General features: G+C 67.9%; 8 protein-coding genes and 1 pseudogene. 4 read left to right on the top strand and 5 right to left on the bottom strand.

Going from position 1 to position 12772, the window contains the following annotated elements; all coding sequences use genetic code 11:
- Positions 1-662: 662 nt before the first annotated feature.
- The 4 genes from B4U46_RS28335 to B4U46_RS37580 all read left to right on the top strand — a co-directional run bounded on the left by B4U46_RS28335 (position 663) and on the right by B4U46_RS37580 (position 6781).
- The gene (locus B4U46_RS28335; protein ID WP_079430490.1) at positions 663-1070 is read left to right on the top strand and encodes an SseB family protein; all 408 of its coding nucleotides are present in this window, start codon (positions 663-665) and stop codon (positions 1068-1070) included.
- Positions 1070-1633, top strand: coding sequence for a hypothetical protein (locus B4U46_RS28330; RefSeq protein ID WP_079430488.1), 564 nt, complete (start codon positions 1070-1072; stop codon positions 1631-1633). The genes B4U46_RS28335 and B4U46_RS28330 overlap by 1 nt, the downstream gene beginning before the upstream one ends.
- Positions 1633-6225, top strand: a complete 4593-nt coding sequence (locus tag B4U46_RS28325; RefSeq protein WP_079430486.1) for a putative T7SS-secreted protein — start codon at positions 1633-1635, stop codon at positions 6223-6225. The genes B4U46_RS28330 and B4U46_RS28325 overlap by 1 nt, the downstream gene beginning before the upstream one ends.
- 67 nt (positions 6226-6292) lie before the next feature.
- Positions 6293-6781: a hypothetical protein gene (locus B4U46_RS37580; protein WP_123995248.1), complete on the top strand. Its 489-nt coding sequence runs from the start codon at positions 6293-6295 to the stop codon at positions 6779-6781.
- A gap of 108 nt (positions 6782-6889) precedes the next feature.
- Here the strand turns inward: B4U46_RS37580 and B4U46_RS28315 are convergent, their stop codons facing one another.
- The 5 genes and pseudogenes from B4U46_RS28315 to B4U46_RS28295 form a co-directional block, all read right to left on the bottom strand.
- Positions 6890-7906: a TIGR03842 family LLM class F420-dependent oxidoreductase gene (locus tag B4U46_RS28315; RefSeq protein ID WP_079430483.1), complete on the bottom strand. Its 1017-nt coding sequence runs from the start codon at positions 7904-7906 to the stop codon at positions 6890-6892.
- A 58-nt stretch (positions 7907-7964) separates the two neighbouring features.
- Entirely contained in the window at positions 7965-9365 is a 1401-nt protein-coding gene (hydA, locus tag B4U46_RS28310) for a dihydropyrimidinase (RefSeq protein ID WP_079430481.1), read from the bottom strand.
- A gap of 9 nt (positions 9366-9374) precedes the next feature.
- Positions 9375-10670, bottom strand: coding sequence for an aspartate aminotransferase family protein (locus B4U46_RS28305; protein WP_079430479.1), 1296 nt, complete (start codon positions 10668-10670; stop codon positions 9375-9377).
- On the bottom strand, positions 10667-11509 hold the full coding sequence (locus B4U46_RS28300; RefSeq protein WP_079430477.1) for a nitrilase-related carbon-nitrogen hydrolase: 843 nt from the start codon (positions 11507-11509) through the stop codon (positions 10667-10669). The genes B4U46_RS28305 and B4U46_RS28300 overlap by 4 nt, the downstream gene beginning before the upstream one ends.
- 141 nt (positions 11510-11650) lie before the next feature.
- Positions 11651-12722, bottom strand: a pseudogene (locus B4U46_RS28295) (MFS transporter); the annotation flags it as partial.
- Positions 12723-12772 lie beyond the last annotated feature (50 nt).

The raw sequence follows: 12772 nt of genomic DNA, 5'->3' as shown, positions 1-12772 counted from the left end.
CTCGCCGGTGTCGCAGTCCCCTTCCCCGTCCCTCCCTCGGGGCTCCCACAACCGACGAGCGAAACGGCCAGTGCCGCGACTGCGACGCCGGCCGTGACGGCATGCGAACGGGAAGGCTGTCCGAACACGGCGGGAACTCTCCAAGGTGCGGGGCGGAACGCCCGTACGGAATCGCACCTACAGCAGCTTTGCGACAGGGCCGCGAGGGGCAGAGTGCGTGTGACGTGGCATTTTAGCCCGCCCTCTTAGGCTTATCGGACAAGCCTCGTCGCACACACACCCTGTTGCGGCGCCCCTCCCTTTGCCCAGCAGACGACGAACTGGTCGACGCCCAAGGCACCGTTGCGCTCCGCGCGTTTCCTCAGGCGTGCTCAGCCTCCGCCATCCGATGACCCGCGCCCGCCAACGAGCATGTGCACCAGCGTGCGGACGCAGTCGGCGGCCAAGACCGCCCATTGGCCCTTCCCGCCACAGGCGCGGCGGGGCCATCCCTCCACCCCGGAATGGACGCCGCCAATGCTCGGACCTGGCTGGTCCTTCGCCCTTCTACACCGGGCACCGTGGTCTAAGCCCAGTTCGCGTCCTCTGGGCAAAGCCCGAATCGGAGATGAAGGTACTGTGCTCTGTTCGGGTGAGGATCTACCGGCCAAGGGGTGCCAACCATGGAACTGACCGCAGAGATAGCCGCATATCAGGCAGGCGCCGGGGACCCGGGGCAGCTGCTGGGTGAGTTCCGGCGGGCGGTGCTGCTTGTCCCGCTCGCTGATGAAAGCGCGGGCGGACTGATGTCTGCTGTCTCAGGCGGGATCCGGTGGCTGTACGCGTTCACGGACGAGGAGTCCTTTGCCCGGTTCGCCGAGGCGCGTGGGGAGGCCGGGCGGGAGTGGCCGTACCTTTCGATCCTCGGTGCGCGGCTTGTGGATGCGGTGGTGCCCGAGGTGGGTGGCCCGGCTGGGATCGCCGTGAACGTGGCTGATGAGGACGGTGCGATGCTGTTCCCGCCCGTGGCCGGGATCGTGCCCGACAGCTGTGCCGTGGATGTCGACAACGGGGATCAGGGGGAGGCCTGATGGCGGACGAGGGTGACCTGGAGGTGTCTCCTGCCGCGGTGGCGGCGATCCAGAAGGGGTTGCGGGATGCCGTGTCCGAGCTGCGGGAGTTCGCTGATGCGGCCGGTGCGTCGCAGGGGGCAGGGTTTCACAACCTGTCGATGACGGCGATGGAGGCCGGGCACGGTGGCCTGGCGAAGGACTTCGAGGACTTCTGTGAGCTCTGGGAGTGGGGCGTCCGCGCGCTGATCCAGGACGCGTCCGCCCTGGCCGGGAACCTCGGCATCGCCGCGGGGACGATCTGGGAGGAGGACCACTACATCGAGGGCGGCTTCAAGGTGGCCGCGAACGCCTTCTATGGAAACCCGCACGCCAGTGAAGAAGACGTCGAGAAGAAGTCCTGGGGCGAAATCTTCAGCGCTGATGTCTATCAGCCGGACCACAGCGTGCAGTCCTACGAGAAGGCTGCGAAGGACATCAGCCAGACCTGGTCCGATACCAAGGACACGGTGACGTCGACGGGGAAGATCGGTTCGATGAAGGACCTGCTGGAGCAGGCGGAGCGCGCCAGGGGTGGTAGCTAATGGGCTGGCAGGACTTCATACCGGATGTCGTCGAGGACAAGGTCGAGCACGGAATCGAGAAGGTCGGCGATTTCGTCGAGTGGGGTGGCAGTAAGGTCGCCGGCCTTGCCGACGAGGTCGGCCTGGAGGAAGCGGGCGACTGGATCCGCGACAAGTCCCGCTCCGCCGCCAACCAGCTTGGCTCCGACGTCGCCGAGCTGGAGCTCGGGCAGACCGACGATCCGAAGAAGCTGGTCTATGGCAGCGTGGCCAAGATACATGCCCAGGTCGGACACCTTAACGACTTCAAGACGGCCTTCGAATCCGTCGGCAACGGCCTGAAGAACCTGACCGAGCCCGACGGTCTGAAGGGCCAGGCAGCCAAGGCGTTCCGGGAAGCCGTGGCGAAGCAGCCACCGCGCTGGTTCAAGGCGTCCGAGGCCTTCGGGAAGGCAGCAGACGCCATGGGCCGCTTCGCGGAGACCGTGGAATGGGCCCAGGGTCGAGCCAAGGAGGCCCTGGAGGACTACAACAAGGCGAAGAAGGTATCCGAGGACGCCCGCAACGCCTACAACAAGCAGGTCAACGAGTACAACAACGCCATCACAGCCAAGAAGGAGCATCTCCCGCCCCGCCCGGCCGAAACCTTCGACGACCCGGGCAAGCCTCTTGCTGCGGCGGCCCAGGACAAGCTGGACAACGCACGCAAGCAGCGCAACGAGCAGGCTCAGACTGCCGCGGACGCGGTCCGCGCCGCGCGCGACGCTGCCCCGCCCAAGCCCTCGTACGCGGGTCAGCTCACCGACGGCATCGCGTACGTGCAGCTGGCCAATAACCACTTCGTGGGCGGCATCATCCGAGGCGCTGCCGGCACCGCCGACTTCGCCCGCTCCCTCAGTCCGCAGGATCCGTACAACCTCACGCATCCCGCCGAGTACGTGACGCACCTCAACTCCACGGCAGCGGGCCTCGTCACCACGGTCAACGACCCATGGGGCGCCGGGAAGCAGATGCTCGACGATTTCATGAAGGATCCCGCCGAAGGTGTCGGCAGACTCGTCCCCGACCTGATCGGTTCCAAGGGCATGGCTTCCTTCAAGGAGGCCGGGGCAGCCGCGAGACGCTTGGACGATCTGAAGTCTCCCCGCCGTGGGGAGCATGAACGGAATCCGGAGAGCAGCGCCACCCGCTGCAAAGAGACGGTGTGCAAGAGGGACCCGGTCGATGTCGCGACCGGCCGCATGCTGTTGCCCACGACCGACATCGCTCTGCCCGGCGCCCTCCCACTCGTGTTTCGGCGCACCTTCGACTCCTCGCGCCGCTCCGGGCACTGGTTCGGGCCGACGTGGTCTTCCACGGTGGACCAGCAGCTGGAGATCGGCCCGGAGGGCCTCATCTTCAGCTGTGACGAGGGGAGCCTTCTCGCCTACCCCCACCCAGCCCCCGGCATCGCGGTGATGCCCACACACGGCCGACAATGGCCATTGGAACGCGTCACCGGCGGGTATACGATCACCGACCCCGACACCGGCAAGGTCTGGCACTTCACAGATCACACGGACGAGACCGCGCTCCTGGCCCAGATCGACGACCGCAACGGCCGCTGGATCAGCTTCGAGCACGACGAGTCGGGCGCCCCGACAGCGATCGTCCACCACGGCGGCTACCACCTGAAGCTCACCACGAGCAAGGGACGCGTAACGGCCCTGCACCTCGCGGGGGCCGCGGAGGGCGGATCGGATCAGGAGATCCTGCGGTACGGATACACCGACGGCCATCTCAGCTCGGTCATCAACTCCTCAGGCCGCCCCCTGAGCTTCGACTGCGACGAACACGGCCGTATTACCTCGTGGACCGACACCAACGGTAGCCGCTTCGACTACGTCTACGACGATCAGGACCGCTGCGTCTACCAGTCAGGGACGAACGGGCACCTCGAATCCACCTTCACGTGGGACGATGTCGATCCTGCAACCGGGCTCCGCATGACCACCCTCACCAATGGTCTGGGGCACACCGAGCGTCACTTGGTCAATGACCGGTCACAGGTGGTCGCCGAGATCGACGCCCTCGGCGCGGTCACCCGCTTCGAGTACGACCGCCACAACCGACTGCTGTCACGGACTGATCCGCTGGGGCACACTCACCGTTTCACCTATGACAGGTACGGCCGTCAAACAATGGCGGAACGGCCGGACGGACGGCGGAAGCTGACCGAGTACGACACGAACGGTATGCCTGTTCGCGTAGTAGGCACCGACGGAAGGGCCACTCGCCAGACCTTCGACGAGCACGGCAATCGCATGTCCGTAACCGACGCAGCGGGCGTGACGACAGAGTTCACGTACGACGCAGCCGGCTCGCTCACTTCGATGACGAACCCGTTCATCGGCACTATCCGGCTGATACTGAACCGCCAAGGTCTTCCCACACAAGTCATAGATCAGTTGGGCGCCACGACTCGCTACGAGCACGATGCCTTCGGTCGTACCGTTCGGATCGTTGACCCTCTCGGAGCGGAGACGCGACTGGATTGGACTACAGAGGGCCAGCTGACCCGGCGCACCGCACCTGACGGCACGGTGGACTTCTGGACGTACGATGGTGAGGGGAACTGTCTCAGCTACACGGACGCGATGGGTGCCACGACTCGCTTCGCGTACACGGAGTTCGATCTGCTGGCAGCCCGCACGGGCCCGGATGGAGCTCGCTACGATTTCTCCCATGACACCAACCTGCGGCTGACGCAGGTGACGAATCCGCAGGGCTTGACGTGGGATTACACCTACGACGCGGCTGGCCGACTGGTTGCGGAGGCCGACTTCGACGGCCGGGTGCTGGGCTACGACTACGATGCTGCGGGTCGAATGGTCTCCCGGAAGAACGGGCTGGGCCAGCGCGTCGACTTCACACACAATGCCCTCGGCCAGGTGATCCGCAAGGAGGTCGAAGGCAATAAAGTCACAACATTTGAATACGACGTCTTCGATGAACTGGCACTGGCCACGAGCCCGGACGCTCAACTGGAACGCCTACGAGACCGCTATGGTCGACTGCAGTTCGAGAAGGTGAACGGCCGGAAGCTAACGTATGCGTACGACGAGCTGGGCCGTCGTGTGGGAAGAACGACGCCAAGTGGGGCGGTCAGTGAATGGTCGTACGACGCGGCGGGCCGCAGGACGAAGCTCACCTCGTCCGGACGTGAATTCGGCTTCTCCTTCGATGCCCTGGGCCGTGAAGTGGAGCGCACGGTATCGGACTTCGCCTCTCTGACGTCGTCGTTCGACGATATGAATCGTTTGACGGCCCAGGAGATCACGTCCCGGGGCGGCCGCCCTCTCCAGCACCGGGTGTACACCTACCGCCCGGACGGCGGTCTGGTCGGCATAAACGACGCCTTCTCCGGTGCCCGCCGATTCGAGTTGGACGCGGCCCGCCGTGTCACGGCTGTCCATGCGAGCGGATGGACGGAGCAGTACGTCTACGACAACACCGGAAACCAGACAGAGGCTTCGTGGCCGGCCACCCACCCCTCCCACACCGCGACAGGCACGCGCGACTATCAGGGCACTCGGATCACCAGCGCGGGCGCCATCCGCTACGAACACGACGACCAGGGGCGGCTTGTTCTACGCCAGAAGACCCGTCTCTCCCGGAAGCCCGATACCTGGCGCTACGAGTGGGACGCGGAGGACCGTCTCACCGCGGTGACCACACCCGGGGGCACTGTCTGGCGGTACGCTTACGACCCACTGGGCCGCCGGATATCGAAGCAGTCCCCTGTCCAGGAGGTCCACTTCATCTGGGACGGCACGACCCTCTGCGAGCAGACAACCGCGGACATCACCCTCACCTGGGACCATGCAGGCCTGCGCCCCATTGCCCAAACAGAACGCCGCAAGGATTCCACCGACGAGCGTTTCTTCGCCATCGTCACTGACCTAATCGGCACACCGACCGAACTGATCGACGAATCGGGCCAACTGGCCTGGCGCACGCGCGCGACGCTGTGGGGCACGACAACATGGACCCGCGACGCAACCGCCTATACCCCGCTACGATTCCCAGGACAGTATTTCGACCCGGAGTCGGGGCTCCATTACAACCACTTCCGCTATTATGACCCAGAATCGGCACGATACCTCTCCCAGGACCCCTTGGGACTCGCCCCAGCACCGAACCCGGCGGCCTACGTCAACAACCCACAGACGTGGAGCGACCCAAGAGGACTTTCACCCTGCCCGTTCCCTAATCGGATGCCCGAAGAGCTGGCAGGCGAGCTGGCAGACGCCGAACGGCTCGGAGTGAAGCCCGTACGTGTTGGTGATACAGGGTTCGATGACGTCATCAACTCGGGCACGGTGAAGTGGGCGGTGACTGAAGAGGGAGAGCTGGTCTTTATCCCCAAGCACGTTCAAGGCACCGAGCTGAAGCACCCTGTGCTGACAAACGGGGCACCTGTCCTTGCTGCGGGCGAGGCGGAGATAGCCGGAAGCGGTGGCAACTACTTCGGCATGTCCATCAACAGACAGAGCGGACACTATTGGCCCTCGCAGGAGAGCCTTGAAATTGGGAAGGACGCATTTGAACGTGCAGGAATCCCCCTCCTCTGACCGTTCCCCCAAGACAGGCGGATCCCACGGAAGCGAGCGCAGGTTCCTCGGATCTTCCCTGGAGGACGTGGAACGGCACCTGCTGACACCCGAAGTGACAGCCTGGCCGCATGAGCGCTGGGAACAGTTGCGGGATTTCGCCGTCGGCGGCATGCAGTCACCTGGGCTCTCGGACGAAACACGGCTCCGCTGGGGCCGTCTCGCTCTCTCCGCAATCTCCAGAAAGGAATCGGTTCAGACACCACAGCAGGCAATTGCCGATTCGGCCTCCGTGCGTGCCTATATGATCCGGGAGTTCGGGGTCAGCAAGGAGGATGCGTCCCGAGATCTTATCGCCCTCTGTTCAGAGATCCTGCGGAACGTGGGAATGTCGCTGGAGGCAGGCACCCGGCTCGCCGAAGGGTGGAAATCAGCGCCGCGGGACCAGATGCTGCAGCTACGCCGAATCAAGAACATGCTCACTCCGCTGCTTCCTCTCCGTCTGCTCCTGGAAGGTAGCGACTCTGTCGTCCAGGAGACGCGGGCATGGCTGGAGCTTCTTCCGCGCCTTCCTTGAAGGATGCTCCTGGCCTCGATGGCGTTCCACGCTTCGGTCCGGCCCCGACGGCCGGGGCCCATGCCAGGTGCCAGGCTGCCGGGTCCCGGCCTCATGCCGGGCCTGCGGTCAGTCCCGCAGTGCCGGGATGATCCTCGCGCCGTAGGCGTCGATGGTCGCCTCCCTCGCGTCGTGCATGTCGTAGACGGCGAACTGGTCGACGCCGAGGTCACGTAGGGCGCGGAGCTTCTCGATGTGGGCCTCGGGCGGGCCCAGGAGGCAGAAGCGGTCGACGATCTCGTCCGGGACGAAGTCGGTGGAAGGGTTTCCGGCGCGGCCGTGGTGGCTGTAGTCGTATCCGTGGCGGGCCTTGATGTACTCGGTGAGTTCGTCGGGGACCATGCCCGAGTGTTCGCCGTAGCGGGAGACGAGGTCGGCCACGTGGTTGCCGACCATGCCGCCGAACCAGCGGCACTGGTCGCGGGCGTGGGCCAGGGCGGACGGCGAGTCGTCGGCCGTGACGTAGGCGGGGGCCGCCACGCAGATGGTGACCGACGCCGGGTCGCGGCCCGCCTCGGCGGCGGCGTCGCGGACCGCTTTGACCATCCATTCCGTGAGGAACGGGTCGGCCAGCTGGAGGATGAAGCCGTCGGCCTTCTGGCCGGTCAGGGCGAGGGCCTTGGGGCCGTACGCGGCCATCCAGACGGGGAGTCTGCCGTTCTTGATCCAGGGGATGCGGATCGGGTTGCCGTCCACGAGCGCCTCGCGGCCTTCGGCCAGGTCGCGGATGACCTCGATGGCCTCGCCGAGGCGGGCCAGGGTGTTGGGGGCACGGCCGGCGACGCGCATGGCGGAGTCGCCGCGGCCGATGCCGCAGACGGTGCGGTTGCCGTACATGTCGTTGAGGGTGGCGAAGGTGGAGGCGGTGACCTCCCAGGTGCGGGTGCCCGGGTTGGTCACCATGGGGCCGATGTGCAGCTTCTGCGTGTTGGCGAGGATCTGGCTGTAGATGACGAACGGCTCCTGCCACAGGACCGCCGAGTCGAAGGTCCAGCCGTAGCGGAAGCCGTTGCGTTCGGCGCGCTTCATCAGGCTGATGACCTGGGAGGCGGGCGGGTCCGTCTGGAGGACGATGCCGAAGTCCATGGGCGGCTGCTCCTTGCTGGGTAGTACGGGCCCGGGGCGTGCGGGCCCCGGACACCCTCTAGAGGTACTGGCAGGTGGAGCGGTGCACGAAGGCCCCGTGCCCGGCCCGGCCGGTGTAGGCGCGGCGGTCGATGACGGGTTCGCCCCGGGAGAGGACCGTGTCGACGCGTCCGGTGATCCGCCTGCCCTCGTACGCCGAGTAGTCCACGTTCATGTGGTGGGTCTCGGCGGAGATGACCTGCTCGGCGTGCGGATCGTAGAGGACGATGTCGGCGTCCGAACCCGGGGCGATGGTGCCCTTCTGCGGGTAGAGGCCGAACATCCGGGCCGGGGTCGCGCAGGCGATCTCGATCCAGCGGCGGCGGGTGATGTGGCCGTCCAGGACGGCCTGGTGGAGGAGGTCCATGCGGTTCTCCACGCCGGGGAGACCGTTGGGGATCTTGGAGAAGTCGCCCCGGCCCAGTTCCTTCTGGCCGCGGAAGCAGAACGGGCAGTGGTCGGTGGAGACCACCTGGAGGTCGTTGGTGCGCAGGCCGCGCCAGAGGGCCGCCTGGTGCTCGCGAGGGCGCAGGGGGGTGGAGCAGACGTACTTGGCGCCCTGGAAGTCCGGCTCGGCGAGGTTGTCGGTGGAGAGGAACAGGTACTGGGGGCAGGTTTCGCCGAAGACCGGCAGGCCCTTGTCGCGGGCGGCGGCGAGTTCCGCGACGGCCTCCTCCGCCGAGACGTGGACGACGTAGAGCGGGGAGCCGGCGACCCGGGCGAGCTGGATCGCCCGGTGGGTGGCCTCGGCCTCCAGGAGGACCTTGCGGACCTCGCCGTGGTGGCGGGGGTCGGTCTCGCCGCGGGCCAGGGCCTGTTCCACGAGGACGTCGATGGCGATGCCGTTCTCGGCGTGCATCATGATCAGTCCGCCGTTGGACGAGGCCCGCTGCATCGCGCGCAGGATCTGCCCGTCGTCGCTGTAGAAGACGCCGGGATAGGCCATGAACAGCTTGAAGGAGGTGACGCCCTCGCCGACGAGGTGGTCCATCTCCTTCAAGGTGTGCTCGTTGACGTCCGACAGGATCATGTGGAAGGCGTAGTCGATCGCGCAGTTGCCGTCGGCCTTGTCGTACCAGGTGTCGAGTCCCTCGCGCAGGGAGCGGCCCACGCTCTGGACGGCGAAGTCGACGATGGTGGTCGTGCCGCCCCAGGCGGCGGCTCGGGTGCCGGTCTCGAAGGTGTCGGAGGCGGAGGTGCCGCCGAACGGCAGCTCCATGTGGGTGTGGGCGTCGACCCCGCCCGGGATGACGTACTTGCCGCTCGCGTCGATCGTGCGGTCGGCCGTCCAGGCGCCGGCGGCGGCCGAGCCGGTGGCGGCGAGCGCCGCCACGCGGCCGTCCTCGACGAGGACGTCGGCGTGGAGCTCGTCGGCGGCGGTGACGACGAGGCCGCCTCTGATCAGGGTGCGGATGCTCATTCGGTCCCCCTACTCGATGCTGCGGAGGGCCTGTCCGAGGATCTCGGCCCCCTCTTCCGCCTCGGCCACGGTGAGGGAGAGCGGCGGCGCGATGCGCAGCACGCTGGTGTCGTGCCCGCCGCCCTTGCCGATGAGCAGGCCGCCCGCGCGGGCGGCCTCCAGGACCGCGGCGGCCGCCTGCGGGTCGGCGCGGTCGGTGCCAGGCTCGGTGAGCTCCAGTCCGGCCATCAGGCCCCGGCCGCGGACCTCCCGTACGGCGGGCGAGGTGGCGGCGAGGGCGCGCAGCCGCTCCAGGAGGAGGCCGCCGACGCGGCGGGCGTTGCCCTGGAGGTCGTGGTCCAGCAGGTAGGCGAGGTTGGCGAGGCCTGCCGCCATCGTCACCGGGGAACCGCCGAAGGTGGAGATGGAGTTGGCGTCGAGGCAGTTCATCACCTCGGCGCGGGCGACGACACCGCCGATGGACATGCCGTTGCCGATGCCCTTGGCGAAGGTGAGCATGTCCGGCGGCCCGCTCTGCGCGTGGGCCTGCCAGCCCCAGAAGTAGTCCCCTGTGCGGCCCCAGCCGGTCTGTACCTCGTCGCTGATCCAGAGGATGCCGTGCCGGTTGAGCACGTCGCGGAAGGCCCCGTACAGGCCGTCGGGGGGTGAGGTGAACCCGCCGACGCCCTGGATGGGTTCGGCGATGAGGGCGGCAACTCCCCCGCGGGCCTGGCCGAGCACGTCCTCCAGGTCGGCGACGGCCGCGGCCGTGAAGGCGGCGTCGTCGAGGGCGGCGAAGGGGCCGCGGGTACGGACGGCGCCGTGGACGTAGTACGTCTGGAGCGGGGAGAGGCTGGTCGGGGACCAGCCCCGGTTGCCGGTGATGCCGACGGTGGAGAAGGACCGGCCGTGGTAGCTGTTGCGCATCGCCAGGATCTGGTTGGAGCGGCGGTACGCGGTCGCCAGCAGCAGGGCGGCGTCGTTGGCCTCGGTGCCGGAGGTGGTGAAGAAGACCCGGGCGTCGGGGATGCCGGAGAGGGCGGCGATCCGTTCGGCCAGCTCGATCATGGGCCGGTTGAGGTAGAGCGTGGAGGAGTGGATGATCCGCCCGGCCTGCTCGGAGACGGCCTTGGTGACCTCGGGCAGGGCGTGGGCGGTCATGGTGGTGAGGATGCCGCCGAAGAAGTCGAGGTACCGGTTGCCGTCGGCGTCCCAGACGTGGCGGCCCTCGCCGTGGGTGAGCTCGATGGGGCGGTCGTAGTAGAGCGCGAGCCAGTCGGGCAGGACGGTGCGGTGGCGGTTGTACAGGGGGGTCGGGTTGGTCACGGCTGAACCAGTCCTCCGTAGGCGTCGGGGCGGCGGTCGCGGTAGAAGGCCCACTGGTCGCGGACCTCCTTGATCAGGTCGAAGTCGAGGTCCCGGACGAGGAGTTCCTCCTCCTTGTCGCTGGCGACCTCGCCGACGAACTGGCCCCGGGGGTCGACGAAGTAGCTGGTGCCGTAGAAGTCGTTGTCGCCGTACTCCTCCTGGCCGACGCGGTTGATGGCGGCGACGAAGTACTCGTTGGCGACGGCGGACGCCGGCTGCTCCAGCTGCCACAGGTAGGCGGACAGGCCGCGGGAGGTGGCGGACGGGTTGTAGACCAGCTGGGCTCCGGCCAGGCCGAGTTGGCGCCAGCCCTCGGGGAAGTGGCGGTCGTAGCAGATGTAGACGCCGACGCGGCCGACGGCGGTGTCGAAGACGGGCCAGCCGAGGTTGCCGGGGCGGAAGTAGTACTTCTCCCAGAACCCCTTGACCTGCGGGATGTGGTGCTTGCGGTACTTGCCGAGGTAGCTGCCGTCGGCGTCGATGACGGCGGCGGTGTTGTAGTAGAAGCCCTCGTTCTCCTTCTCGAAGACCGGGACGACGATGACCATCCCGGTCTCGCGGGCCAGCTCCTGCATCCGGCGGACCGTGGGCCCGTCGGGGACGGGCTCGGCCCAGCGGTAGTGCTCGGGCTCCTGGACCTGGCAGAAGTAGGGGGCGTTGAACACCTCCTGGAAGCCGATGACCTTCGCGCCCTGGGCGGCCGCCCTGCGGGCGTGCTCCTCGTGCTTGGCGATCATCGACTCGGTGTCTCCGGTCCAGGTAGCCTGGACGAGTGCGGCGCGGACGACTTGGGCCATGAGCTGCTCCTCGCGACGGTACCGCCGACTTCTACGCACGTAGACGGTGTGCGTAGGGAGTCGAAGGTAGGCCTCGTCCCAGCGTGGGGCAAGACCACCTTGCGCGGTTGGAGTAGTCGATCAAGTTACGTCGCCGAGCGGTCATTTACGGTCAGGCGATGGGCGTTCGGCGCGGTCCCGGTCAGGCGGAACCGGCGGTGCGCATGCGGCGGTGCGCATGCGGCCGTACGCGTACACGCAGCCGGCCGGCGCCAGGTCGGAGAGCAGAATGAAGCCGATGGAGTAGGAGGACTGGGCGCTGTAGACGGCGCCCATGACCAGCGGCGGGACGAAGGCGCCCAGGCCGCCCACGGCGCCCACGATGCCGGTCACGCTGCCGACCTGCGGCTGCGGGGGTGACCCGCGAGACCAGGGCGAACACGGCGCCGCCGGCCGTGCCCAGTCCCGCGGCCATCAGGAGCAGGCAGACCGTGGCGGTGGGCGTCCGCGCCGGGTCGAAGGCCTGCAGGACCGCGAGGAAGGCCACCGCGCCCAGGGCCCAGGCCGTCACCACCGCCGGGCGGACCCGGTCCGCCAGCCAGCCGCCGATCGGCCGGAACACCACGGTGACCAGGGCGAATCCGGCGGCCCGGGTGCCGGCGTCGGTCGGGCCGAGGCCGTACCAGGTCTTGAGGTAGGTCGGCAGGTAGACCCCGAACGCCACGATCCCGCCGAAGCCGATCGTGTACAGGGCCGACAGCTCCCCGTGACCCCGCAGCCGGCCGGCGGCGGCCAGCCGGGTGGCCAGGGGTGTCGTCGGTACGGGCCGCCCGGGCCGGTCGCGGAGCAGCAGGGCGGCGACCAGGGCGTACCCGGCCAGGGCGGCGGCCAGGACGAGGAAGGGCAGGCTCTCGCCGTGCCGGTACGTCCGGGGCGTGAAGTAGCCCGAAAGAGCGACGCCGCCCATGCCCATGCCCATGCCGAAGACGCCGAGGGCCGCGCCGCGGTGCCGGGGCGGGAACCAGGAGTTGACGAGGGGGACGCCGATGGCGAACGTCGTGCCGCCCAGGCCCAGGACGAAGCCGACCGCGAGCAGCGCCCCGTACGAGACCCTGGCGGGGATGAGCAGCAGGACGGGCACGATGGTCAGGGCGCTCACCAGCGGGAACAGCAGCCGGGCGCCGAAGCGGTCGGTCAGGGCGCCGACCGGCACCCGGCCGACCGAGCCGACCAGGCACTCATGGTCGGCGCCGGCGGGCGGGGGCGCATCCCGGCCCGCGGCGG

This window comes from Streptomyces katrae (assembly GCF_002028425.1).
GTDB classification, from domain to species: domain Bacteria; phylum Actinomycetota; class Actinomycetes; order Streptomycetales; family Streptomycetaceae; genus Streptomyces; species Streptomyces katrae_A.
The sequence above is the reverse complement of the archived record's forward strand: the minus strand, read 5'-3'. Positions and strand labels throughout refer to the sequence as shown.

Bases quoted from the DNA above. Each gene is read 5' to 3' on its own strand.
- B4U46_RS28335 (WP_079430490.1), top strand. From the start codon at position 663: ATGGAACTGACCGCAGAGATAGCCGCATATCAGGCAGGCGCCGGGGAC.
- B4U46_RS28330 (WP_079430488.1), top strand. From the start codon at position 1,070: ATGGCGGACGAGGGTGACCTGGAGGTGTCTCCTGCCGCGGTGGCGGCG.
- B4U46_RS28325 (WP_079430486.1), top strand. From the start codon at position 1,633: ATGGGCTGGCAGGACTTCATACCGGATGTCGTCGAGGACAAGGTCGAG.
- B4U46_RS28315 (WP_079430483.1), bottom strand. From the start codon at position 7,906: ATGGACTTCGGCATCGTCCTCCAGACGGACCCGCCCGCCTCCCAGGTC.
- hydA (WP_079430481.1), bottom strand. From the start codon at position 9,365: ATGAGCATCCGCACCCTGATCAGAGGCGGCCTCGTCGTCACCGCCGCC.
- B4U46_RS28300 (WP_079430477.1), bottom strand. From the start codon at position 11,509: ATGGCCCAAGTCGTCCGCGCCGCACTCGTCCAGGCTACCTGGACCGGA.